23 protein-coding genes are annotated in these 23,739 nt (G+C 50.3%); 5 read left to right on the forward strand and 18 right to left on the reverse strand.

All coding sequences use genetic code 11. The features are described 5' to 3' along the window. Positions 1 to 30: 30 nt before the first annotated feature. From rlpA to leuS, 10 genes are all read right to left on the reverse strand, one after another. Positions 31 to 1,119 carry an endolytic peptidoglycan transglycosylase RlpA gene (gene rlpA / locus BEB54_RS18175; protein WP_105277476.1) on the reverse strand — a complete coding sequence of 363 codons (1,089 nt, stop codon included), beginning with the start codon at positions 1,117 to 1,119 and terminating at the stop codon, positions 31 to 33. Positions 1,120 to 1,129: 10 nt separating this feature from the next. Beyond that, a complete protein-coding gene (gene mrdB / locus BEB54_RS18180) occupies positions 1,130 to 2,242 on the reverse strand; it encodes a peptidoglycan glycosyltransferase MrdB (protein WP_000131719.1) in 1,113 nt (370 codons plus the stop codon). A gap of 2 nt (positions 2,243 to 2,244) precedes the next feature. Then, positions 2,245 to 4,146, reverse strand: a complete 1,902-nt coding sequence (mrdA, locus tag BEB54_RS18185; RefSeq protein WP_000776191.1) for a peptidoglycan DD-transpeptidase MrdA — start codon at positions 4,144 to 4,146, stop codon at positions 2,245 to 2,247. Positions 4,147 to 4,176: 30 nt separating this feature from the next. Beyond that, positions 4,177 to 4,644 carry a 23S rRNA (pseudouridine(1915)-N(3))-methyltransferase RlmH gene (rlmH, locus tag BEB54_RS18190; RefSeq protein WP_000776104.1) on the reverse strand — a complete coding sequence of 156 codons (468 nt, stop codon included), beginning with the start codon at positions 4,642 to 4,644 and terminating at the stop codon, positions 4,177 to 4,179. Between the two features lie 3 nt (positions 4,645 to 4,647). Continuing rightward, complete coding sequence (gene rsfS, locus BEB54_RS18195; RefSeq protein ID WP_001161664.1) at positions 4,648 to 4,965, reverse strand: ribosome silencing factor; 318 nt, start codon at positions 4,963 to 4,965, stop codon at positions 4,648 to 4,650. Between the two features lie 259 nt (positions 4,966 to 5,224). After that, positions 5,225 to 5,836 (reverse strand): adenosylcobalamin/alpha-ribazole phosphatase, encoded by a 612-nt coding sequence (locus BEB54_RS18200; protein ID WP_039021078.1) that lies wholly within the window; start codon positions 5,834 to 5,836, stop codon positions 5,225 to 5,227. A 23-nt stretch (positions 5,837 to 5,859) separates the two neighbouring features. Further along, positions 5,860 to 6,501, reverse strand: a complete 642-nt coding sequence (gene nadD / locus BEB54_RS18205) for a nicotinate-nucleotide adenylyltransferase (protein ID WP_000838896.1) — start codon at positions 6,499 to 6,501, stop codon at positions 5,860 to 5,862. Between the two features lies 1 nt (position 6,502). Continuing rightward, positions 6,503 to 7,534 (reverse strand): DNA polymerase III subunit delta, encoded by a 1,032-nt coding sequence (gene holA / locus BEB54_RS18210; protein WP_105277477.1) that lies wholly within the window; start codon positions 7,532 to 7,534, stop codon positions 6,503 to 6,505. Next, positions 7,534 to 8,115 carry an LPS assembly lipoprotein LptE gene (gene lptE, locus BEB54_RS18215; protein WP_001269673.1) on the reverse strand — a complete coding sequence of 194 codons (582 nt, stop codon included), beginning with the start codon at positions 8,113 to 8,115 and terminating at the stop codon, positions 7,534 to 7,536. Before lptE ends, holA begins: the two co-directional genes overlap by 1 nt. A 14-nt stretch (positions 8,116 to 8,129) precedes the next feature. Further along, on the reverse strand, positions 8,130 to 10,712 hold the full coding sequence (leuS, locus tag BEB54_RS18220; RefSeq protein ID WP_001157890.1) for a leucine--tRNA ligase: 2,583 nt from the start codon (positions 10,710 to 10,712) through the stop codon (positions 8,130 to 8,132). A gap of 235 nt (positions 10,713 to 10,947) precedes the next feature. On the opposite strand from leuS, the gene BEB54_RS18225 reads away from it, so the two are divergent. After that, positions 10,948 to 11,430: a zinc ribbon-containing protein gene (locus BEB54_RS18225; protein WP_001044873.1), complete on the forward strand. Its 483-nt coding sequence runs from the start codon at positions 10,948 to 10,950 to the stop codon at positions 11,428 to 11,430. A gap of 69 nt (positions 11,431 to 11,499) precedes the next feature. Here BEB54_RS18225 and ybeQ read toward each other — a convergent pair whose 3' ends face one another. Continuing rightward, positions 11,500 to 12,477: a Sel1 family TPR-like repeat protein YbeQ gene (gene ybeQ / locus BEB54_RS18230; RefSeq protein WP_039021079.1), complete on the reverse strand. Its 978-nt coding sequence runs from the start codon at positions 12,475 to 12,477 to the stop codon at positions 11,500 to 11,502. Between the two features lie 163 nt (positions 12,478 to 12,640). On the opposite strand from ybeQ, the gene BEB54_RS18235 reads away from it, so the two are divergent. Together BEB54_RS18235 and BEB54_RS18240 are read left to right on the forward strand one after the other, a co-directional pair. Further along, positions 12,641 to 13,348 (forward strand): DUF1266 domain-containing protein, encoded by a 708-nt coding sequence (locus tag BEB54_RS18235; protein WP_105277478.1) that lies wholly within the window; start codon positions 12,641 to 12,643, stop codon positions 13,346 to 13,348. Next, positions 13,345 to 14,772 (forward strand): J domain-containing protein, encoded by a 1,428-nt coding sequence (locus tag BEB54_RS18240; protein WP_105277479.1) that lies wholly within the window; start codon positions 13,345 to 13,347, stop codon positions 14,770 to 14,772. The genes BEB54_RS18235 and BEB54_RS18240 overlap by 4 nt, the downstream gene beginning before the upstream one ends. A gap of 9 nt (positions 14,773 to 14,781) precedes the next feature. Here BEB54_RS18240 and BEB54_RS18245 read toward each other — a convergent pair whose 3' ends face one another. Further along, complete coding sequence (locus tag BEB54_RS18245; protein WP_105277480.1) at positions 14,782 to 15,336, reverse strand: tetratricopeptide repeat protein; 555 nt, start codon at positions 15,334 to 15,336, stop codon at positions 14,782 to 14,784. A gap of 100 nt (positions 15,337 to 15,436) precedes the next feature. Between BEB54_RS18245 and BEB54_RS18250 the strand changes: the two genes are divergently transcribed. Both BEB54_RS18250 and djlC read left to right on the forward strand, forming a co-directional pair. Next, on the forward strand, positions 15,437 to 16,144 hold the full coding sequence (locus BEB54_RS18250) for a DUF1266 domain-containing protein (RefSeq protein ID WP_105277481.1): 708 nt from the start codon (positions 15,437 to 15,439) through the stop codon (positions 16,142 to 16,144). After that, positions 16,141 to 17,592: a co-chaperone DjlC gene (gene djlC, locus BEB54_RS18255; RefSeq protein WP_105277482.1), complete on the forward strand. Its 1,452-nt coding sequence runs from the start codon at positions 16,141 to 16,143 to the stop codon at positions 17,590 to 17,592. The genes BEB54_RS18250 and djlC overlap by 4 nt, the downstream gene beginning before the upstream one ends. A 59-nt stretch (positions 17,593 to 17,651) precedes the next feature. Here the strand turns inward: djlC and hscC are convergent, their stop codons facing one another. The 6 genes from hscC to gltI all read right to left on the reverse strand — a co-directional run bounded on the left by hscC (position 17,652) and on the right by gltI (position 23,676). Beyond that, complete coding sequence (gene hscC, locus BEB54_RS18260) at positions 17,652 to 19,322, reverse strand: molecular chaperone HscC (RefSeq protein WP_105277483.1); 1,671 nt, start codon at positions 19,320 to 19,322, stop codon at positions 17,652 to 17,654. Positions 19,323 to 19,405: 83 nt separating this feature from the next. Further along, entirely contained in the window at positions 19,406 to 20,341 is a 936-nt protein-coding gene (rihA, locus tag BEB54_RS18265) for a pyrimidine-specific ribonucleoside hydrolase RihA (RefSeq protein ID WP_105277484.1), read from the reverse strand. A gap of 117 nt (positions 20,342 to 20,458) precedes the next feature. Continuing rightward, positions 20,459 to 21,184 carry a glutamate/aspartate ABC transporter ATP-binding protein GltL gene (gene gltL, locus BEB54_RS18270; protein ID WP_000631384.1) on the reverse strand — a complete coding sequence of 242 codons (726 nt, stop codon included), beginning with the start codon at positions 21,182 to 21,184 and terminating at the stop codon, positions 20,459 to 20,461. Next, entirely contained in the window at positions 21,184 to 21,858 is a 675-nt protein-coding gene (gltK, locus tag BEB54_RS18275; protein WP_000272807.1) for a glutamate/aspartate ABC transporter permease GltK, read from the reverse strand. Before gltK ends, gltL begins: the two co-directional genes overlap by 1 nt. Further along, positions 21,858 to 22,598, reverse strand: a complete 741-nt coding sequence (gltJ, locus tag BEB54_RS18280; protein WP_000020941.1) for a glutamate/aspartate ABC transporter permease GltJ — start codon at positions 22,596 to 22,598, stop codon at positions 21,858 to 21,860. Before gltJ ends, gltK begins: the two co-directional genes overlap by 1 nt. Positions 22,599 to 22,767: 169 nt before the next feature. Next, positions 22,768 to 23,676, reverse strand: coding sequence for a glutamate/aspartate ABC transporter substrate-binding protein GltI (gene gltI / locus BEB54_RS18285; RefSeq protein ID WP_001309342.1), 909 nt, complete (start codon positions 23,674 to 23,676; stop codon positions 22,768 to 22,770). Between the last annotated feature and the right edge of the window lie 63 nt (positions 23,677 to 23,739).

Below are 23,739 nucleotides of genomic sequence, written 5' to 3' on the forward strand. Positions count from 1 at the left end.
GAAATTGACACATCAGATGCCTGCTTTACGCTACTGCGCGGTGGTAATAAATGACTGTAATTGGGCTTCGGTTTGCAAACGTTGCTGCAAGGTACTGGCTTCGGCTTTGCTGGCGAATGGGCCAAGCTGGATCCGCCAGACCGCGCCATTTTGAGTTACGCGACCGGGGACGCCGAACTTCTGTCCCAGTTGCTGTTGGTACTGTTGCGCACGCGCCTGATCGCTTACGGCCCCGACTTGCACCATAAAGTTGCCGCTGGCGCTTTGTGAGGCGGCTTGCGGTGTCACCATTGCAGGCGAGGTTTCAGGCGTTGTCGAGGGGGCTGTAACAACGGGCTGTGGCGCAGGTGTTGGTTCGCTGCCTTCCAGCACACCAGGCGCTAACGTCGTTGGTGCACCGAGGAAACCGCTGCTGGTTACCGGCGCGCCGGTCGGATCTTCGCTTTTTAGCGTCGAATTACTGACCGGAAGAATGTCACCCTGCGGGCCAGACACTGAACTTGTTCCCGCGCCACCGCTTAAATCGGGAGGTGCAGGCAGGGCGTAAGTCTGTTTGGCAACTGTGGTACAGGCCATACCAGGACCAGAAAGCGAACCATCCTGGGCGACAATAATCGGATCGATACGAACTTTGGTGTTGTTTGACGTGTTAAGACGGTCAGCTGCCGCGCGAGAAAGCGAAATAACGCGGTCGTTGCCGTAAGGACCGCGATCATTAATGCGCACCACGATCATTCGCCCGTTAGCCAGGTTAGTGATTCTGGCGTAGCTGGGGATCGGAAGCGTTGGATGGGCCGCTGTCAGCTGTGTCGGATCGAATGCTTCGCCAGAGGCCGTCAGGTTACTGCCGGGTTCGGCATCATAGATTGCCGCCAGTCCCGCCTGGCTAAATCGAGACGGATCCTGCACGATTTTGTAGCTTTTACCGTCGCGCTGGTAATCCTGATTTGCCGTCGCGTTCAGTGGTTCGAAACGCGGGTCTGCCCCGCTAATTTCAACTATGGGGCCGTTACATACCGCAGGCTGCGGTACACTTACCGTCTGTTGCTGACCATCATCGCTTGTACATGCCGCGAGCATTCCTGCCGCGATGCAGATCCCGAGCCACTGCTTACGCATTGCGCACCTCTTACACGCTTTTCGACAACATTTTCCTGTGGGTGTGGATTGACATTACAATCCCGAACCCAGCCATCAGCACAATTAGCGCTGATCCTCCATAACTGACCAGTGGGAGCGGAACCCCTACAACCGGCAGAATACCGCTTACCATACCAATATTTACGAAGACATAAACGAATAATATCAGCATTAAACCGCCAGCCATGACACGACCAAAGGTGGTTTGCGCTCTGGCGGCTATCCACAGCCCGCGCATGATCAGCAGAATGTAGAGGGCGAGCAGAATCAAAATGCCCACTAATCCCAGCTCTTCCGCCAGTACCGCGAAAATAAAGTCAGTATGGCGTTCGGGGAGAAATTCAAGCTGTGACTGAGTACCGTGCAGCCAGCCTTTGCCGCGTAATCCGCCGGAGCCAATAGCAATTTTAGACTGAATAATGTGATAGCCCGCGCCGAGTGGGTCTGATTCCGGGTCCAGGAGCATCATTACGCGCTGGCGCTGGTAATCATGCATCAGGAAGAACCACAGAATAGGAATGAACGCCGCCACCAGCACTACTGCGACGCCAATCAGACGCCAGCTAAGGCCAGAGAGGAACAGTACAAACAGACCGGAAAGCGCAACGAGGATTGATGTCCCCAGGTCAGGCTGCGCAGCCACCAGCAGCGTGGGCATAAATATCAGCACCAGCGCGATGCCTGTGTTCTTCAACGACGGCGGGCAAACGTCGCGGTTGATAAAGCGCGCTACCATCAGTGGTACGGCTATTTTGGCAATTTCCGACGGCTGAAAACGAACGATACCGAGGTCCAGCCAGCGTTGAGCGCCTTTAGAGATGGCACCAAAAGCATCTACTGCCACCAGCAAAATAATACAGATGATATAGAGATAGGGGGCCCAGCCTTCATAAACGCGTGGAGGAATTTGCGCCATCACCACCATGATGACCAGGCCCATCGCGATTTGGCCTATTTTACGCTCCATCATGCCAATATCCTGACCGCTGGCGCTCCAGATAACCAGGGCGCTGTAAACCAGCAATGCCAGTAAGATCAGCAGCATTGTGGGATCGAGATGGACTTTATCCCAGAATGTTTTTTTATTCGGATTATCCGTCATGATTAATGGTCCTCCGCTGCGGCAACCGCTGGATTTTCCGCAGGCAGATCGGTGTTGTTATCACCCAACATAATGTGGTCGAGGATCTGGCGCATCAGCGTACCAACTGCCGGACCCGCGCCTCCGTTCTCCAGAATCATGGCGACAGCCACTTGCGGATTGTTGTATGGCGCAAAGGCGGTCATCAGTTTGTGGTCACGTAAACGCTCGGCAATTTTGTGCGCATTATAGGTTTCGTTCGCTTTCAGGCCGAAGACCTGAGCTGTACCGGATTTCGCTGCAATTTTGTACGGTGCGCTGGCAAAGTATTTATGCGCCGTACCGTTAGGGCGGTTAGCAACACCGTACATACCGTCTTTTGCCAGCTCCCAGTAACCGGAATGAATATCGCCGACGGGCGGTTCATGCGGTTGTACCCATGGCACCTGTTTGCCGTCTTCAGCGGTGCTCATCAGCAAATGTGGAACTTTCACGATACCGTCATTAATCAGGATCATCAGTGCCTTACTCATCTGGATTGGGGTCGCTGTCCAGTAACCCTGACCGATACCAACCGGAATGGTGTCACCCTGATACCACGGTTTTTTAAAGCGTTTCTGTTTCCATTCGCGTGTAGGCATGTTGCCGGAACGTTCTTCCGCCAGGTCGATACCGGTGTAATGACCATAACCGAATTTACCCATCCATTCGGAGAGGCGATCGATCCCCATATCGTAGGCCACCTGATAGAAGAAGGTATCCGCAGATTCTTCCAGCGATCTTGTGACATTCAGACGCCCGTGGCCCCATTTTTTCCAGTCACGATAACGTTTTTCCGAACCTGGCAGTTGCCACCAGCCTGGGTCAAACAGCGTCGTATTGCGCGTGATCACTCCGGCGCTCAATGCCGAAACCGCCACATAGGGTTTAACTGTAGACGCGGGAGGATAAACCCCCTGTGTGGCGCGGTTCACCAGCGGTGTATTTGGGTCGTTCAGCAAGGCGGAATAATCTTTGCTGGAGATACCGTCAACAAACAGGTTTGGGTCATAACTAGGCGTGGAAACCAGCGCCAGCACCCCACCTGTACGCGGATCGGTGACTACCACCGCTGCGCGGCTACCCGCCAGCAGCGTTTCAATATATTGCTGGAGTTTGAGATCCAGCGTCAGGTAAATATCGTGTCCGGCTTGCGGTGGCACTTCTTTTAACTGGCGGATAACACGCCCACGGTTGTTAACTTCAACCTCTTCATAACCGGTCTGACCGTGCAGCACGTCTTCATAGTAACGCTCAATGCCCAGCTTACCGATATCATGCGTTGCCGCATAGTTGGCCAGTTTGCCGTCATTATTCAGGCGTTCGACGTCTTTATCGTTGATTTTCGACACATAGCCGATGACGTGGGTCAACGCCGAACCGTAAGGATAGTAACGACGCTTATAGCCTTTAACTTCGACACCCGGAAAACGGTACTGGTTAACGGCAAAGCGCGCCACTTGTACTTCGGTCAGGTTAGTTTTCACCGGGATAGAGGTGAAACGGTGTGAACGTGCGCGCTCTTTTCGGAATGCAGCAATATCGTCATCGGTCAGATCAACCACGCTGCGCAAAGCGTCCAGCGTTTGCTGCACGTTATCGACTTTCTCCGGCATCATCTCTATCTGGTAGATAGTGCGGTTAAGTGCCAGAGGGATACCGTTACGGTCGTAGATAATGCCGCGGCTGGGCGCGATAGGCACCAGCTTAATGCGGTTTTCATTAGATCGGGTCTGGTAATCGGTAAAGCGAACAATTTGCAGATTATACAGATTGGCGATAAGCACGCCGGTCAGCAGCAAAATCCCCAAAAAGGCGACCAGCGCCCGGCGCACAAACAGCGCGGACTCTGCCGTATAGTCGCGAAAAGAGTTCTGTAGTTTCATCCGCTGCGTTTTCTACTCAAAGCTCCCTTATCACTCACGGTGATAAGGATGGTTGGTGGTGATGCTCCACGCCCGGTACAGACTCTCTGCGACCAGCACGCGAACCAGCGGATGGGGAAGGGTAAGCGCCGACAGCGACCAGCTCTGCTCCGCCGCCGCTTTACAGGCAGGCGACAACCCTTCAGGCCCGCCAATCAGTAGACTGACGTCGCGACCATCCAGTTTCCAGCGTTCCAGCTCAGCGGCTAACTGCGGCGTATCCCAGGGCTTGCCTGGAATATCGAGAGTGACAATGCGGTTTTTGCCTGCGGCTGCCAGCATCTGCTCACCCTCTTTGTCGAGTATGCGCTTGATGTCCGCATTCTTGCCGCGTTTTCCGGCCGGAATTTCAATCAGCTCGAAGGGCATATCTTTCGGAAAACGGCGCAGGTACTCGGTAAAACCGGTTTGTACCCAGTCCGGCATTTTCGTTCCCACGGCGACAAGTTGCAGCTTCACGCATTAACTCCAGAGTTTTTCCAGTTCATACAGGCGACGGCTCTCTTCCTGCATGACATGGACAATCACATCGCCCAAATCCACGACAATCCAGTCGGCGCTGTTTTCACCTTCTACGCCGAGCGGCAACAGGCCCGCTGCGCGAGACTCCTGCACAACGTGGTCAGCAATGGACATAACATGACGGCTGGACGTACCCGTACAGATGATCATGCAGTCGGTGATGCTGGATTTGCCCTGAACGTCTAAGGCGATGATGTCCTGACCTTTGAGGTCATCAATTTTGTCGATAACAAAATCCTGGAGTGCTTTACCCTGCAAGTTTTCCCCCTGGGTGAATCAAATAGATAAAAATGGTCTGTCAGTATACCTGAACCAGAGGCGATTTCGGGACAATTGTCGCCGAATCGGCTTTCGAAAGTGGGCTATCATCCCACCCCGCGCCGCAGATTGCATCGCCATTTTTGTAAAACAATTTCTACAAAGTCGTGTCTGGCGAAAAAAGTCTGGCTGCGGAGAATATCAGCCTGCCCGGGGCTGTCAATGGTCGTTGCGGCTTACCCGTAAAAAAACAGAAAAGTCATGTATTCTCGACCCCGATGGCACGGCTATTGAGGACGCGTAGCGTCGCGAATTTTTGGTTGATATCAATGGCGCTCCAACACCCCTGGTCAACGCGAAAATGCCACATAGCCTCGGCAGGCATGCCAATTAAACGAGCGATTAACAGACTCAGTACACCCTGATGGCTGACGACTAAAATATTCTGATAGTGCTGAAATTCACTAAGCCTTGCGATAAACCGTTCCACTCGTTGTGAAAATGCCTGAAATCCTTCACCGTTCGTGGGGATAGCATGCTGCCAGTCATTGCACCACGCGCTATAGTTTTCGGCATCTTCTTGCATGAGGTCGCGATGATGTCGCATCTCCCAGTCGCCAAAAAACATTTCGTTGAGTTCAGGGATGATTTGCACGGGGAGCTGGCGATCACTGAGAACCAGTCGCGCGGTATGCTGTGCCCGTTCCAGTTCACTGCATAAAACCAGGTCAAAGGAAACTCCATGTAGCAGCGTATGCAGATTTTGCGCTTGCTCAATACCGCGCGCAGTCAGGGGTGTGGGAGCATGACCGCTGTACAGACCATCGATATTCGCTTGCGTTTCGCCATGACGAATTAACCACAGTCGCATCATGCCCTCCGTAACGACAGGTATCAGCGATACAAGCCTTGTTGGTTAATGTAAGTCAGTACCGGTTCCGGCAATAAATCCTCACACGATTCACCGTTTTGCAAACGTTCGCGGATGATGGTCGCCGAGATGTTAAACCACGGCGTTTCAGCCAGATAAATTTTACCGGCAGGCTGAAGATGGAGATCTTCCGGGTTATGTGTCAAATGATCTTCCAGCCATTGCTGGTATTGCGGTTGCGCCATTTCTAGTGGGTAACCGGGACGCCGACAGACGATCAAATGTGCATTGTCGAGTATCGTTTCGTATTCGTACCAGGTTGGAAAGGTCAGCAGTGAATCCTGGCCAATAATAAATGCCAGCGGCACATCTGGCCCTTGTTCCTGCCGCCATTCTTTCAGTGTTTGTGCAGTGTAAGAGGGAGAATTGCGCTTTAGCTCGCGTTCATCAAGGGTAAACAGTGGCTTGTCGGCAATCGCCAGTTCAAGCATGTGTTTACGCTGCACGCTGGTTGCTTCCGGCTGGGGACGATGCGGAGGAACATTATTAGGGATGATGGTGACTCGCGTCAGACCAATCAAGTTCGCCAGCGTTTCCACGGGCTTAAGATGACCATAGTGCACCGGATCAAAGGTGCCACCAAACAGAGCCTGTAAAGATTTCATATCAACCGTCGATAAATACGTCCGCCAGCGGTTTATGGCACAACAGAAGAGATAATCCTTCCAGCTTTGCCCATACTGACTGACCGTAATCTTGTTTGAGGGTGAGTTCCGTTCGTGTCAGGAGTTGCACGGCCTGACGTAACTGCGGCTGGCTTAAGCGGTTTAGCGCCTCGCCCATCATGCCCCGGCGGTTCTGCCAAACGCGATGTTTATCAAACAACGCACGCAGTGGCGTATGGGCAGACTGGCGTTTCAGGTTAACCAGTAACAACAGTTCTCGTTGTAATGTGCGCAACAAAATAACCGGCTCGCTGCCTTCCAGACGCAGTTGCTGAAGAATATGCAATGCGCGCTTACTTTTGCCCATCAACAAAGCATCAACCCAATGAAAAGGGGTGAAATGCGCGGCATCATTCACCGCCTGTTCAACGCGCGGTAAGGTCAGTTTGCCGTCCGGCCAGAGCAGCGATAAACGCTCCAGAGCCTGGGCCAGCGCCAGCAGGTTACCTTCATAACAGTAGCAGAGCACCTGATTTGCAGCGTCATCCAGTTCTAAGTTGAGCTGTTTTGCACGCGCAGCAACCCAGCGGGGAAGCTGAGCCTGCTCCGGTGTTTGACAGGTCACCTGCACGCTTCGATTCGCAAGAGCAGTAAACCAGGCAGCATTTTCTTGCGCTTTGCTTAATTTATTACCGCGGACGATCAACAGCAGGTCGTCATGCAGAAGTCCAGTGAGTGTGAGAAGTTGTTCATTGATCGCCGCATTCGGTCCGTTTTCTGGTAACAACAGCAATAGCGTTTGTCGACTGGCAAACAGACTCATGGCCTGGCATAACGAAAAGACCGCATTCCAGTCAGTGTTGGGATCAATGGAAAAAGTGTGGTGTTCTTCGAATCCTTGTGCCGCAGCGACCTGACGAATAGCGTCCTGGCTTTCCTGCAATAACAGAGGATCGTTACCAAGTAAAAGATACGCCGCGCGCAGCCCTTCATTGAGCTGCGCGCGAAGTTGTTCCGGGTACAACCGAATCATCAGTTACCCAGCGTGGTAGAGACGCGTGCAGGCGTTGCCGGAGTATCCGTTGTGGTCGACGTCTGTTCTTCGTCGGAACGAATATCCGCAGCACGGATGCTTGGCAGCTTACGAATCAGCTGTTCGGCAGCACGGTCGTACATCTCTTTTACGATCATGTCTTGTTCGTTATCTTTCGCTAACGCCATTTGCGGGTTATCGAAGAACGAACGGAAGACTTTGGCGCTAATCGGGTAGATGTCACGGCCGGGGATCAACACGGTCGCATTAACCGTCATGATCATCTGATACTCTGCTGTTTGACCGTTACGGAATACCGATGCGGTATCTTTCGCGATGCTCACTTTACCCAAACGCAGGGATGGAACGTCCTTACGCGTGGTTTCTTTATCAAGCAACTCGACACCGTTCAGACGTAACTGGTTACGCACCGCACGGCTTAATGGCCCGTTCGGATCTCCTGAGTCCAGGATCATGACCTTCATAGTGGAAGGAACCTGCGTGGTGTCACGCAGATGCCAGCCACACCCGGCGGTGATTAACACCGCCAGAGATAACAACAATGTTGCCAGATATCGCACGCTTCCTCCCGCGCTTAGCCAACGACCAGATTGAGGAGTTTACCTGGTACGTAAATCACTTTACGCACAGTAACGCCATCGAGATATTTTGCTACCAGATGTTCCTGGCCAGCACGTTCGCGAACCTGTTCTTCCGTTGCGTCCACCGGAACAGTGATTTTGGCACGGACTTTACCGTTAACCTGCACCACCACCAGGGTGGAGTCTTCCACCATCGCTTTTTCGTCAGCAACCGGCCACGGCGCGTTGTCGATATCGCCTTCGCCTTTCAGTTCCTGCCACAGCGTGAAGCAGATGTGCGGGGTGAACGGGTTAAGCATACGGACTACCGCCAGCAGCGCTTCCTGCATCAGGGCGCGATCCTGCTCGCCATCGGTCGGTGCTTTCGCCAGTTTGTTCATCAGCTCCATAATTGCCGCAATCGCGGTGTTGAAGGTCTGACGACGGCCGATATCATCGGTCACTTTAGCGATAGTTTTATGAACATCGCGACGCAGTGCTTTCTGATCTTCAGTCAACGCGTCGACATTCAGTGCTGCAACATCACCTTTTGCAGTGTGCTCGTAAACCAGTTTCCAGACACGTTTCAGGAAGCGGTTAGCCCCTTCCACGCCAGACTCCTGCCATTCGAGAGTCATATCCGCCGGAGAAGCAAACATCATAAACAGACGAACGGTGTCCGCGCCGTAACGTTCAACCATCACCTGTGGGTCGATACCGTTGTTCTTCGACTTGGACATTTTGCTCATGCCGGTATAAACCAGTTCATGGCCTGCCGCGTCTTTCGCTTTCACGATACGGCCTTTCTCGTCACGTTCAACGATAGCATCAACTGGGGAAACCCAGTTACGCTCGCCGTTTTCGCCAACATAGTAGAAGGCATCCGCCAGCACCATACCCTGACACAGCAACTGTTTTGCTGGTTCGTCAGAGTTCACCATGCCTGCATCACGCATCAGTTTATGGAAGAAGCGGAAGTAGAGCAGGTGCATAATGGCGTGTTCGATACCACCAATGTAGATATCCACCGGCAGCCAGTAGTTGGCCGCTTCGGAATCCAGCATACCTTCTTTGTACTCAGGGCAAGTGTAGCGCGCATAGTACCAGGAGGACTCCATAAAGGTGTCGAAAGTGTCCGTTTCACGCAGCGCAGGCATACCGTTAACGGTGGTTTTCGCCCACTCAGGATCAGCTTTGATTGGGCTGGTAATGCCGTCCATCACCACATCTTCCGGCAGGATCACCGGCAGCTGGTCGTCCGGGGTCGGCATTACAGTACCGTCTTCCAGCGTCACCATCGGAATTGGCGCGCCCCAGTAACGTTGACGGGAAACACCCCAGTCGCGCAGGCGGTAGTTCACTTTACGCTCGCCAACACCCATCGCAGTCAGTTTATCGGCGATGGCGTTGAAGGCTGCTTCATGATCAAGGCCGTTGAACTCGCCAGAGTTGAACAGCACGCCTTTTTCGGTCAGGGCTTGCTGAGAAAGATCTGGCTCAGAGCCGTCAGCTGCCAGGATAACCGGTTTGATGTTCAGGCCGTATTTAGAGGCAAACTCGTAGTCGCGCTGGTCGTGACCCGGAACCGCCATGACTGCGCCGGTGCCGTATTCCATCAATACGAAGTTTGCTGCCCAAACCGGAATTTCTTCGCCCGTTAATGGGTGAACCGCTTTAAAGCCAGTATCGACGCCTTTTTTCTCCATCGTCGCCATTTCAGCTTCGGCAACTTTGGTGTTACGGCATTCGTCAATAAAGGCGGCCAGTTCAGGATTATTTTCCGCCGCTTTCTGTGCCAGCGGATGACCTGCCGCTACCGCCAGGTAGGTACAACCCATAAAGGTGTCCGGGCGGGTAGTGTAAACAGTCAGCGTGTTGTCATAGTCGTTAACGTTGAAGGTGATTTCCACGCCTTCAGAACGACCGATCCAGTTACGCTGCATGGTTTTAACGGTGTCTGGCCAGTGATCCAGTTTATCCAGATCGTTGAGCAGCTCGTCAGCGTAAGCGGTGATTTTGATAAACCACTGCGGGATCTCTTTACGCTCAACTTTGGTATCGCAGCGCCAGCAGCAGCCGTCGATAACCTGTTCGTTCGCCAGTACGGTCTGGTCGTTCGGGCACCAGTTGACCGCAGAAGTCTTCTTATATACCAGGCCTTTTTTATACAGCTCGGTGAAGAATTTCTGTTCCCAACGGTAGTATTCCGGTGTACAGGTTGCCAGCTCGCGGCTCCAGTCATAACCAAAGCCCAGCATTTTGAGCTGGTTTTTCATGTACGCGATGTTGTCGTACGTCCACGGTGCTGGCGCGGTGTTATTTTTCACCGCTGCGCCTTCCGCAGGCAGACCAAACGCGTCCCAGCCGATCGGCTGCAGAACGTTTTTGCCCAGCATGCGCTGGTAACGGGCGATCACGTCACCGATGGTGTAGTTACGTACGTGGCCCATGTGTAGTCGACCAGAAGGATAGGGAAGCATAGACAGGCAGTAATACTTCTCTTTGCTCTCGTCTTCTGTTACTTCAAATGTGCGCTTCTCATCCCAATGAAGCTGTACTTTGGATTCTATCTCTTCCGGGCGGTATTGCTCTTGCATGGCAGCCAGTGGTCCTGTTTTCATTACGGCTACAAAAGTAGCGTTAGAGGTGGTTTTTCAGATCCGCATAGCATAGCCCAAACGTCCGCGTCAAAACAGCCTTTCGCGCACTCGACGTTGAAATGATGCCCGGATTATTCATACATTAATTTACAGAGTTTGTGGGCGTAATAGCAAAGCAAGGAACAAAGAACGTCTATTATTATAGTCAGTTAACGACCCGGGAGATGAAACGATGAACAAGGTTGCTCAATATTACCGTGAACTGGTCGCGTCACTGAGCGAACGCCTGCGTAATGGCGAACGTGATATCGACGCACTGGTGGAACAGGCGCGCGAGCGCGTAATAAAAACAGGGGAGTTAACGCGAACCGAGGTTGATGAGCTGACGCGAGCTATCAGACGTGACCTGGAAGAGTTCGCCATGAGCTATGAAGAGAGCCTGAAAGAAGAATCTGACAGCGTCTTTATGCGGGTGATTAAAGAAAGCCTCTGGCAGGAACTGGCGGACATTACCGATAAAACGCAACTTGAGTGGCGCGAAGTTTTCCAGGATCTCAATCATCACGGGGTTTATCACAGCGGGGAAGTCGTAGGTCTGGGGAATCTGGTCTGCGAGAAATGTCACTTCCATCTCCCAATCTACACACCGGAAGTGCTGACGCTATGCCCGAAATGTGGTCATGATCAGTTCCAGAGACGCCCGTTCGAGCCTTAATGGTCCGATTTCAAACAGCAATAAAGAGAATATGGGCCGAATAAAATTCCCCGGCCCTTGTTTTTATCTCTACAGTAAATCTTCAATCTCACGGATTTTTTGACTGACATCCCTGGTACCGGATGACTGAACTTTACGATACAGATCGAGAGCCTGTCGGAGATCGACAGGTCTTCCTTCTCCGTAATGATACATAATGGCAAGGTTATACCAGGCAGTGGCATTATCGCATTCAGCGGCTTTCGTAAACCATTCAAAGGCGGCCTGATAATCCTTCTCAACGCCTTGACCGTGTTTATACATATAGCCGATGTTAACGTAAGCGCCGACGCTTTCCTGAGCGGCAGCCTTCAGATACCAGTACATTGCTTGCTTATAGTCCTGGTCAACCCCTTCGCCAGAGTTATAATCCCACGCAATTTGAAATTGAGCGTGCCGATTACCTTGCTGTGCGCTTTTCAAATACCAGAATGCGGCAAGAGCTTTGTTTTGGGCAACACCTTTACCGTCTTCATAAAGATCGGCCAGATTGTCTTGTGCGTAACTATGGCCTTGCAATGCAGCTTGTTTGTACCAGAAAAATGCCAGCGCATAGTCTTGTGCGACTCCTTTGCCATTTCTGTACATCCACCCAAGATTATTTTGCGCATAAGACATTCCGCTCTCCGCGGCTATCTGATACCAGACAACCGCTTCTTTATAGTTGGGGTCTTCTCCACGATCCAGTATCCAGCCAAGGGAGTTGGAAGCGAAAGTATGGCCTTGTAGGGCAGCTTTTTTCAGCCAAAAGATGGCTTGCCCATTATCTTTATGACGGCTTTTATCCTCGGTATACTTTTGCCCTAAGGAATATTGTGCTTCACAATGACCTTGCTCAGCGGCCAGCTTCAGCCAGTAAAAGGCCTTTTCGTCGTCCGGAGAGTCAATTGCGCTATCGCGATTATAATAAAACCCAACAATATATTGAGCCTCGCAATCGCCTTTTTCAGCACGTTCGATAATCTCATCTATTGATAAATTATCGCAGCAACTTGACGTAAAAATCATTATCATTTCCTTATGGTTGTAGATAAAACATATTATATTTTTATGTATTCCATTTTTGCGTAAGCCTTATTTTATGCGTATTATGTTGCGTCAGAAAAGTATAAATAACTGAGTCTCGCAATGTAGTTTACATTCATTAAATGAATGTTTAAGGATAAATTATATGGACATGGAGTCGCAAAAAATATTGTTTGCACTTTCCACTCCGATGGAAATACGCAATGAATGCTGTTTACCTTCGCATTCATCCCCCAAAATGTATTTAGGTACATGCTTTTTTGACCTTTCTTCCTCATGGGGAATTGATGACCGTGATGACCTGCTGCGTACAATTCACCGAATGACCGATAACGGTCATGCCGCGCGGTTGGCAGGGTTTTATCACCGCTGGTTTCGTTATTCTCCATGTGAATGGCGTGATTATCTTGCTGAACTAAATGAGCAAGGTCAGGCTTATGCGCAATTTGTCGCCAGCACCGCCGAATGCTGTGGCGAAGGGGGAATCAAAGCCTGGGATTATGTCCGGATGGGTTTTTTAAGCCGAATGGGCGTACTTAATAACTGGTTGAGCGAAGAAGAAAGTCTATGGATCCAGTCGCGCATTCATCTACGGGCGCTACGTTATTATAGTAACTGGCAGCAATACTTTGCCGGTTATACCTTTGGTCGGCAATATTGGCAGTCTCCCGAAGATGATAATCTTCAGTTATTACGTGAATTTTTAGCGCGTAAAGAATACGACGATTCCGGCAATGATATGTTTTATCAATTATTTGCCAGTGATGATGCGTATTACCCTACCTTGTCCTGGCAACCATTGGCTTACTATTCTGCATGCCCGGAAACGCTTAAGGATATGAGCGATCTATGAAAAATTGCTGGAAGATCCTCAACATAGAGGAAACAACTGACGTCGATATTATCCGCCGCGCTTATCTGGCGCTGTTACCGTCCTTTCATCCAGAAACCGATCCGCAGGGTTTTAAACAACTTCGTCAGGCGTATGAGGAGGCGCTACGGATTGCGCAGTCGCCTGCTAAATCTGTTTGGCAACCAGAAGAACATGAAGTTGCAGAGCATGAAATACTGCTCGCCTTTCGTGCGTTACTCGCCTCTGATAGCGAACGTTTTCTGCCCTCTGCCTGGCAGCGATTCATTCAGCAATTAAATTATTGCTCGATGGAAGATATTGATGAATTACGCTGGTCGCTGTGCACAATAGCCATGAACACTGCCCATTTATCCTTCGAGTGCGTGGTGTTATTAGCAGAAAGATTGCGGTGGTTGCAGGAGGAAAACGTCGGGGAAATAGACGAAGAAGAACTGGAATCCTTTTTATATGCCATTGCGAAGGGGAATGTTTTTAACTTCCAGACCATTCTGCATCTGCCCGTTGCCGTACAAAATGACACCATTGATTTTTACCAAATGTTCGCTCGGATTTGGTCATCGCATCCAGAATGGCTGACATTGTATTTAGCGCAACATCGCGCAGTGATTATCCCCGATGATGCAAATTTGCACAGAAATTTACTCCGCTGGTATAGCACAAGCCGTCTGGATATCCCCGAACTTCTGGATTACGCCCGGTCGTGGCGGGAAGCTGAACCTGATAATGAAGATGCGCGTTATTATGAATACGCGCAACGCGTCTATTGTGGAGAAGGCGAAAGCCTGCTGGCAGAACTTTGTGACTTCTGGCGCGAGTCTCCCTCGACCCAGGCAGATGTATTAATGTTGCAATGGTGCCGTCAGCATCGGGTCGATTATTACCCGTTAGTCGTGATGATGATTGAAGCACGTGAACTGGTTAACGATCAGGGGAAACCGTTACTTTATGTTCCTGGCGACAGTGCGCGTACGCGCTTTCAATTATACGAAATACTCAGCGATGAGAAACTCTCTGCGCTGGGGCGTTCTCTGGTTGAGATGGTTTTGCACAAAGGGCGTAAGCCGCGAATCTCACTCACGCGTGATACACAGCATCCCTTATGGACATTATATTTAGTTGCTAAACAATTAGTGCAGACCAGCCAACCTACAGAAGAATCATTGATGCCGATCGTCGCCCGCCTTGATGCAGAAGATCGTTGTCCTCTGGACGCATTAATAATTCGACGATTATTAATTCAGTCGGCGAATTTTGCCGGGCAACAAACCGTCGAGCCGGAGCCGCAACCGCAGCCAATGCCCGTTGACGATGGTGGGCCGGGCTGTCTGGGCATCATTAAAATTATTTTCTATATTTTTATCTTTGCCGGTTTGATAGGGAAAATACTCCATCTGTTCGGGTGACAGTCGACGTTAATGTGCGGGAAGCTCTGCAAGTAATCTTTCCGCATTTTTATAATGTTGCTCTGCCGCCAGTTCTAACCATTTGCGAGCTTCATAATTGTTGGTGCTAATGCCCGTGCCGTTTCTGTAGATCAAACCCAACGTGTATTGTGCATGAACATGCCCTTGTTCAGCTGCTTCCTTATACCAGAGAATTGCTTTACGGGTATCGGGATTGACTCCCAAACCTTTCAGGTAGATCCATCCCAGTTGACTTTGCGAGCGTGGATTTTCCTGTTCCGCTGATTGCTCATACCAGTATCTCGCCTTTGTATAATCCAGAGGCTTACCATCGCTACCATGAAGATAAAATTCGCCAAGTCTATATTGCGACGTTGAGTGACCATGAATGGCGGAAAGCTCTGTTGCTGCCGTGGTAAACGGAAGACTGCCCGGTGAGCTTAAATAATCAAAGACATAATTCGCCATAGCTTTATCGCGCAGGGTCGTTTTGTTGGGTTGGCTAATACAGGTAATTGCCGCAACTATAAATATTGCGAATATATATATTAATTTTTTATTCATGCATGAATACTTCTATTTTCTTTTATTTTGAAAACGTCAAGTTTATACTCATCGATAATAAAAAAGTAGTCAGTTAATGCACTTAAGGGATTATTAACAAATGAATAAGGAAGAACAATATCTTCTTTTTGCGCTTTCTGCACCCATGGAAATACTTAATCAGGGTTGCAAGCCAGCGCATGACTCGCCAAAAATGTATACTGGGATAAAAGAATTCGATCTCTCATCATCCTGGGGAATAAATAATCGTGATGATTTAATTCAGACTATTTATCAGATGACCGATGATGGTCATGCCAATGATTTAGCTGGCTTATATCTGACATGGCATCGCTCTTCCCCTGAAGAGTGGAAAACATTAATTGCTGGCGGCTCGGAGAGAGGGTTGATTTATACCCAATTCGTTGCCCAAACCGCTATGTGTTGTGGGGAAGGGGGAATCAAAGCCTGGGATTATGTTCGAATGGGGTTTCTGTCACGGGTCGGTGTGCTCAACAATTGGCTGACGGAAGAAGAGAGTTTATGGCTGCAATCGCGCGTTTATGTACGAGCTCACCATTACTATCACAGCTGGATTCACTATTTTTCCGCTTATTCGTTAGGACGTCTCTACTGGCAATCTTCTCAGTGCGAAGACAACGCTTCGCTACGCGAGGCGCTAACCCTGTACAAATACGATAGCGCCGGGAGTCGGATGTTCGAAGAGCTGGCAGCGGGAAGCGACCGTTTCTATGCCACGCTTCCCTGGCAGCCATTAACTGTCCAGCCTGAATGCCCGGTAACGCTTAAGGATGTGAGCGACCTATGAAAACATGTTGGCAAATCCTCGAAATTGAAAGCACGACGCAAATAGACATTATCCGCCAGGCTTATCTTGCTCGCTTACCGTTGTGTCATCCCGAAACCGATCCGCAGGGGTTTAAAGCATTACGCCAGGCCTATGAAGAGGCGCTGCGACTGGCGGTAAATCCTGTCGAGGAAGCAGATGATGAAGAAAAAGATGCCGCCGCTGAACATGAAATACTACGTGCATTCAGGGCATTACTGGATTCTGAAAGTGATCGTTTTCAGCCCTCCGCCTGGCAGAAATTTATTCAGCAATTAAATACCTGGAACATGGAGGATGTCGATCAATTACGCTGGCCGCTGTGTGCAGTCGCTATAGAAGCGCGATATCTTTCATTAAATTGTGCTTCTTTGCTGGCAGAGCGTTTGAACTGGCATTCGTTTAATGACAGCGAAGGAATGGATGAGGAAGAAAGGGAGGCTTTTCTTGAGGCCATTCAGGCTGGGGATTGTTTCGATTTTCTAAGCCTTCTGGAATATCCCGTCGCGTTGCAGAACAAGACTGTTGAGTATTACTTCGCATTGGAACGCTGCTGCCGTTATCACCCTGACTATGTCACTGCGTTTTTGGCGATGGAAGGTCCGTGGTTCATTCCCGATGATGCGAAGTTGCATCGCAAATTGTTGCGCTGGTATAGCTCGGTGCAAACAGGTATGGCGGAACTCATTTCTGTAGCGCAACAGTGGCAAACGGAAGAACCAGAAAGTGAAGATGCCCGATATTACCAGTGTGCGCAACGGTTGTACTGCGGCGAGGGTGAAAGCATGCTTGCCGATCTCTGCGCATACCGGGAGAGTTACCCATCTACACAAGCTGATAATTTGTTGTTGCAGTGGAGCAAGCGTCATTGCCCGGATTATTTCGCGTTATTAGTGATGGTTATCGAAGCGCGAAGCATGATAGATGCGCAAGGTCAACCGTTGAAATATGTTCCTGGCGAGAGTGCCCGGACGCGGCTGTTATGGGCGGAAATTTTACATAGCGGAAAATTATCGCCGTTAGGTCAATCGTTTATTGAGTCGTTATTCTTCAAGCGCAAAGCATGGGCATGGTGGAAATCGAGAGTCGGTAGCGAGACAGAACAAGATTCACCGTTACTGGATTTGTATCGGGTAGCGGAACAGGTTGTGCTGGAAGCGTTCCCGAAACAAGAGATGCTGGCCCGTCTTAATACAAGGCTGGAAGGTGGAGATGCTCATCCATTAGAGGCCATTATCACGCGGATGCTGTTGACGAAAGTGAAACTCGAGCCGGAGGATGAAGATGTCGATGAGCCAACACCTGAAAACCACGAAGAAAAAAATGATGAGGATGAAAAACCACAGAGCATTACCAGCATTATCAAAATCAGCTTAACGGTGCTGGTGATAGGTTATGCTCTCGGAAAAATCGCGATGTTGTTTAGCTGAGGATGTGTTTTTTGCGCCGATGCCGGATGCAGCGTTTATGCCGCATCCGGCAGCCGTGTTTAAGGGATCTCAATAGCCAAATAATCGCTCGCCCGTCGCCGAACTTCATCGACGCGGGCCATATCGTTTGACTGCAACGCCGCATCAAAATCGGTGATCACCCGGCCGATCTCTTCTCGCTCGTCACCCAGCGCCCGCGCCCACAACTCTTCCAGTTTGGCCTTAAAGGTGCGGTTGATGAGCATATCGCGCGGATAAATTTTCAATGCGGATAACCGCGTCCGACTCTCTTCAATCTGCTGTGCGCTCAATGTTACAGGACTGTGGTTAATGACTCTGGACTTAACGCTGCCGTCTTCCAGAAGTACGTCAACTTCAAGCAATCCGTTGATATCATAACTAAAGCGAATATCGATAGACTGATAACCCCCGGTTTTTTTCAGCGGCACATCAAAGGATTCCACCAGAATGTTATTCTTAACTTTGTGGTTTTCTCCCTGATAGACGTTAACCGTAATTGAATCCTGCTCCGGGTGCATGGTCGAGTAAGTTTCTACACGCGACACCGGTACAGTGGTGTTTCGTTCAATAATCGGCGAGAAAATGCCGGAAATACCCTGGCGGTTAACTTCAACACCCAACGAGTAAGGGCAAATATCGGTGAGGATTACCTCTTCAATGTCTTCGCTGCGTAAGCGGCAGGCAGCCTGGATCGCTGCGCCCAGCGCGACAATGGTGCTCGGGTCGTAACTTTGATATGGCAATTTGCCAAACAGACGCACGGCGATTCGCTGCACCAGCGGCATTTGTGATGCGCCGCCAACCAGCACCAGACTGTCGATTTGACTTGGCTTCAGACGTGCATCGCGCAACGCCTGTTCAATCGGCACTCGCAAGCGATTGAGCAGCGGCAACCACAAATCTTCCAGTTCGTTCTCGTAAAATTCGCACTCACGCGTTTCTTCCTGATACTGCCAGCTAATTTGCAGCGGTAATTGATTGCTGCATTTTGCCGCTTCCACGCTGGTGTACAGGGCTGCCAGCTCACTTTCGTTGAGCATGTTTTTAGCCACTGCGGCGCGTTTTAAAACTTCATCCACCAGCATATGAGTAAAATCTTCGCCGCCAAGAAAGTTGTCGCCAGCGGAGGCGTGAACTTCAATCACCGGCGTGGCGTATTCGAGCACCGTGACGTCAAACGTGCCGCCACCGAGATCAAACACCAGAGAGCGGGTATTTTGTTGCGTATGCAGGCCATATGCCATCGCAGCTGCTGTGGGTTCATTAATTAAGCGTACCGCATTTAACCCGGCTAACTCCGCTGCTAAACGGGTATGCTTGCGTTGTTCATCGCTGAAATAAGCCGGAACGGAGATCACCACATCTTTAATCGGACGTTGCAGAAATTCTTCGGCATCTTCTTTTAATGAGCGTAATACCAAAGAGGACAGTTCTGGCGCGTTAAATGTGTCGCTGCCTAACCGCCAGTTGGTATTACTGCCCATTGCACGTTTAAATAACGCTGCCGTTTTATCCGGATGCGAAGTGCGCCGTGATACAGCGGGTTTTCCGACTAAAATATGATTATTTTCATCCATACTAATGATGGATGGTGTTAAATATTCACCGAACTTATTTGGAATTAATTGCGCGGCACCGTCTTTCCAGACGGCAATTAAACTATTGGTAGTGCCGAGATCGATACCAATGGCGAGTTCTGCATTATCCATTGCATTTATATCTTAAAGGAAAAAGAGATAAACAGATTAAGACCACCCAGGTAACGCGTGGTGATCTTAATCAATGACGTGTGTTAAGCGTAAAATTTCAGACGCTCAGCCAGTAAATCAACAAAGCCCTGACGATCAACGTCGACCATTACAGTGGCATTCGGTTTATTGCCCGTCAGATAATAATAATCAACAACCGTCATGCCCTGAGTATATTTCCCCTGTGTTTCCACGCCAACCCAGCGCTCAACAGTGGTAAACAACTCTGGTTTCAACAGCCAGGCGATGGTGCATGGGTCATGCAGCGGTGCGCCCACAAAGCCCCATTTTTCGTCTTTGTGATATTCGAGGAAGAAATCCAGCAGTTCGGCAACAATGGTAGAAACCGGGTTACCAATGGTGCGGAAACGCTCGGTGTCCTCAACGTGAATTTGTGCTTTGTGAGTAACATCCAGACCGGCCATCACCACCGAGATCCCTGACTGGAAGACAATTTCTGCCGCTTCTGGGTCAACGTAAATATTAAATTCTGCCGCTGGCGTCCAGTTACCAAGCCCCATTGCGCCGCCCATAATCACGATTCGGGCGATTTTGCTATGCAATTCCGGATGGCTATTGAGCAGCAAGGCAACGTTAGTTTGCGGTCCGGTAGAAACAATCGTGACGGGTTCATCACTTTCACGCAGCGTTTTCGCCATCAGCTCCACCGCCGTGCAGTTTTGCGGTGCGAACGTTGGTTCCGGTAATGCCGGGCCGTCGAGACCGCTTTCGCCGTGCACATTGTCCGCGATAATCAAATCACGCATTAATGGTTTTACCGCGCCGCCTGCTACCGGAATATCGGTGCGATTAAGCAAGGTCAGCATACGCAGAACATTGCGTAAGGTTTTTTCTGGTGTCTGGTTTCCGGCGGAAGACGTAATTGCTTTGACATCAAGCTCTGGTGAGGCGAGGGCAAGAACTATTGCGATAGCGTCGTCATGACCTGGGTCGCAATCTAACAGAATTGGCAGTGCCATTGTTGCTCCTTGTTGTGTGCTTCTTTGCGACAAGGGTACCGCCAGGATGTAACAGATACGAGGAGCGAAACGATAAAGCGTGAGATGGCGCGCACTTGGGTATGCGCGCCAGAGTGATTAATGCAGGATTTTCGCGAGGAAGTCTTTTGCGCGGTCCGATTTCGGATCATCGAAGAAAGCATCTTTCGGCGAGTCTTCGACAATTTTACCCTCGTCCATAAAGATCACCCGATTCGCCACTTTACGGGCAAAGCCCATTTCGTGGGTCACCACCATCATGGTCATTCCTTCGTTCGCCAGTTCCACCATCACGTCCAGTACTTCGTTGATCATCTCCGGATCCAGCGCCGATGTCGGTTCGTCGAACAGCATCGCGATAGGATCCATGCACAATGCGCGAGCGATCGCCACACGCTGCTGCTGACCGCCAGAAAGCTGCGCCGGAAACTTATTGGCATGTGCGGAAAGCCCGACGCGCTCCAGTAATTTCAGGGCTTTTTCACGAGCGGGCGCTTTATCGCGTTTAAGCACTTTCACCTGCGCCAGGGTCAGATTTTCAATAATCGACAAATGAGGGAACAGCTCGAAATGCTGGAACACCATCCCGACGCGGGAACGCAGCTTTGCCAGATCGGTTTTCTTATCGTTAACCACGATACCATCGACGGTAATTTCACCTTGCTGCACCGGTTCGAGGCCGTTGACGGTTTTAATCAGCGTTGATTTGCCGGAGCCTGACGGCCCACAAACCACCACTACTTCACCTTTTTTCACTTCGGTTGAGCAGTCGGTCAGCACCTGAAAGTGACCATACCATTTTGAAACATTTTTCAGGGTAATCATTATGCTGTCCTTCTTTTCAAGTAGCTGACCAACAACGATGCGCTAAGGCTAATAACGAAATAAACAAACCCGGCAAACAGAATCATTTCGACCTGTGTACCATCACGCTCACCAATGGTTGAGGCGGTACGGAAGAAATCGGCCAGAGATAACACATACACCAGCGAGGTATCCTGGAAAAGTACGATGCCCTGAGTGAGCAGCAGCGGCACCATCGCGCGGAACGCCTGCGGCAGAATAATCAGTTTCATCGACTGCCAGTGAGTCATCCCCAACGCCAGCGCGGCGCTCGACTGCCCACGGGAAATACTTTGAATACCGGCACGGATAATCTCTGAATAATAGGCCGCTTCAAACATCGAAAACGCCACCATCGCCGAAATTAAACGGATATCATTTTTTGGCGATAATCCCAGCACGTTTTGCAGAAAACCCGGCACAATCAGGTAAAACCATAGCAAAACCATGACTAACGGGATCGAACGGAACACGTTAACGTAGGCTTTGGCAAACCAGGCAATCGGCGCAAAGCTGGACAAGCGCATCACTGCCAGCATCGTACCCCACAAAATACCAATGACCACCGCCGTGATGGTGATTTTCAGGGTGATCACCAGCCCGTCGAGCAGATATGGCAGGGAAGGAACAATGGAACTCCAGTCAAACTCGTACATTATTTGCCCCCCATGTTGCCGGGCAGGCGAACTTTACGTTCAACCAGCGTCATCACCAGCATGATAAAAGCGTTAATCAACACATACGCCAACGTAATGGCGGTAAATGACTCCCAGGCGTGGGCCGAGTAATCGAGCAATTTACCGGCCTGCGCCGCCATATCCACCAGACCGATGGTCGAGGCGATGGCGGAGTTTTTCACCAGGTTCATCATCTCAGAGGTCATTGGCGGGACGATAACGCGATAAGCGTTAGGCAACAGTACGTAGCGGTAAGCCTGCGGTAGCGTCAGACCCATCGCCAGCGCGGCATTTTTTTGCCCACGCGGCAGCGACTGAATCGCGGCGCGTACTTGTTCGCAAACACGAGCTGCAGTAAACAGTCCCAGACAGAGCATGGAGGAGAGGAAAAACTGAATATTGGGGTCTAGTTCTGCCTTAAACCACATGCCGATTTTTTCCGGCAACAATTCAGGGATAACCAGATACCAGGTAAAGAATTGCACAATCAACGGCACGTTGCGGAACAGTTCGACATACAACGTACCCAGACCGGAGAGAAAACGGTTTGGAACGGTACGTAAAATGCCGAAAAATGAACCGACGAGGAAAGCGATAATCCAGGCGCAGATCGACAAAGCGATCGTCACCTGAAAACCACTCCAGATCCAACCAAGATAGGTGGTGTTGCCGAACGGGGCTTGTTGTAAAAAAATACCCCAGTTCCAGTCTATAGACATAAATCTACTCCAGAAAAAAGAGGGTAGCAGCGTTAACTGCTACCCTCGAAGATTGTTACCCAGCGTATTGCGGTTTTCAGGCCCGATGGGGAACGACCATCAGGCGTATAGTCTGTCCGTGCTACGTAACAATCGAGAGGGCTGGAATTTCCGCCCCTGGTTCTTGTAATTAGTTCAGTGCCTTGTCATTCGGTTCTTTGAACAGTGCTTTCATTTCGTCCGACAGTTCGAAATTCATGTTCAGGTTTTTCGGCGGAATTGGATTTTTGAACCACTTATCAAACCATTTTTCCGCTTCACCGGAGGTCTGCACCTGAGCGATAGTGTCATCCATCAGCTTTTTGAACTGCGGATCGTCTTTACGCAACATGCAACCGTAGGCTTCCTGAGACTGCGGCTTGCCGACGATTTCCCAGTTGTCTGGTTTCTTCGCTTTCGCTCGCTCACCGGCTAACAGAGCGTCATCCATCATAAAGGCAACGGCACGACCGCTTTCCAGGGTGCGGAAAGAGTCACCGTGATCTTTGGCGCTGATGATGCGCATATTCATTTTTTGCTCTTCATTCAGTTTGTTGAGCAAAACTTCAGAGGTAGTGCCGGAAGTAACGACTACGGCTTTGTCTTTCAGGTCGGCAAAATCTTTGATATCGCCGCCTTTTTTGGTCAGCAGGCGCGTACCGACCACGAAAATAGTGTCAGAGAAAGCCGCCTGTTTTTGGCGTTCGACATTGTTGGTGGTAGAACCACATTCAAAATCGAAAGTGCCGTTTTGCAGCAGCGGAATACGGTTTTGTGAGGTGATCGGAATCAGTTTCACCTGCAAGTCCGGTTTGTTGAGTTTCTTTTTCACTGCTTCAACAATGGCGTTGGAGTAATCCTGCGAGTAACCCACCACTTTTTGCTGATTATCGTAATAAGAGAAAGGTACTGAAGATTCACGGTGACCGACGACAATCACACCGTTTTTGGCGATTTTGTCCAGCGTACTGCCCGCTGCCGGGGCGGCGTCATCTGCCTGTGCCAGGCCTGCGGAAAGCGCCAGGGCCAGGATTGCTGTGGCAGGTTTACGTAATTGCATATCCAACTCCTTTATCTTCTGCGTTAAGAACGCATGGATACCCGTTGTGAGTGTTTGTGTTGT

It is taken from the genome of Escherichia sp. MOD1-EC6021, from assembly GCF_002965245.1.
Lineage (GTDB): Bacteria > Pseudomonadota > Gammaproteobacteria > Enterobacterales > Enterobacteriaceae > Escherichia > Escherichia coli_F.